Annotated in this window: 1 protein-coding gene and 1 pseudogene; both read left to right on the top strand. The window is 62.9% G+C overall.

Annotated features, from left to right (window positions below; translation table 11 throughout):
- Nucleotides 1–302 (top strand): annotated as a pseudogene (locus tag NW819_RS12440) (ABC transporter ATP-binding protein); the annotation flags it as partial.
- A gap of 60 nt (nucleotides 303–362) precedes the next feature.
- On the top strand, nucleotides 363–762 hold a 400-nt coding region (locus tag NW819_RS12435), incomplete at its 3' end, for a Mur ligase domain-containing protein (RefSeq protein WP_414413934.1).

The following is a 762-nucleotide window of genomic DNA, read 5'->3' as shown; positions in this document are numbered from 1 at the left end:
GGGTGGCCTTGGCTCGGGCTTTACTGGTGGATGCTCCCATCTTGATCCTGGATGACTCTCTCTCCAGCGTGGATAACCAGACGGCCCAAGCCATCCTCCGCCATCTGCGTCGGGTCACGGCCCAGAAAACGGTGATCTTCATCACCCATCGCCTCACGGCTGCGGTGGAGGCCGATCAGATTTGGGTGATGGACCAGGGCCGCCTTGTGCAGAAGGGATCCCATGCCGAATTGCTGGCGGACGAGAAGGGCCTCTACGCTTCTCTGTGGGCCAAGCAAAAGCTGGAGGAAGCCCTGGCCTAATTTGACGGCGGCAATCCCTGGCCGCTACCCTAACCGGCAAAGCTGTGGGGAGTGGCAACGATGGAAACTGCTGGGATCACTTTGTCCAAATTGCTCCACCAAGCTGGGATCCAGCCTCAATTGGCCCAGGGATCCCTGGAGGGGGTGCAGGTCTGGGGCCTCTGTGCCGACTCTCGCCAGGTGCAGGCCGGGGATCTCTTCTTGGGGATGCCGGGATCCCGCGTGGATGGGGGTTGCTTCGTGGCCCAGGCCCTGGCGGCAGGGGCAGTGGCGGCCCTCATTTCCCAAGAGGCGTGGGAGAGCGTCAGCGGAGAGGCTGGATGGGGAAGTCAGCCCGTCCTGGTTTTGCCTCGCGCCAGCCTGAACAGGGCCGTGGCCCAGGTGGCGGCAGCTTTCTATGGTTTTCCCGCCCGTCAACTGACCTTGGTGGGGGTAACGGGCACCAACGGCAAAACCACCA

Origin of the sequence: Synechococcus sp. R8-2 (assembly GCF_047461715.1) — a bacterium.
GTDB lineage: Bacteria > Cyanobacteriota > Cyanobacteriia > Thermostichales > Thermostichaceae > Thermostichus.
Note: the sequence above shows the minus strand (reverse complement) of the source record. Positions and strands in the feature narration are given on the sequence as shown.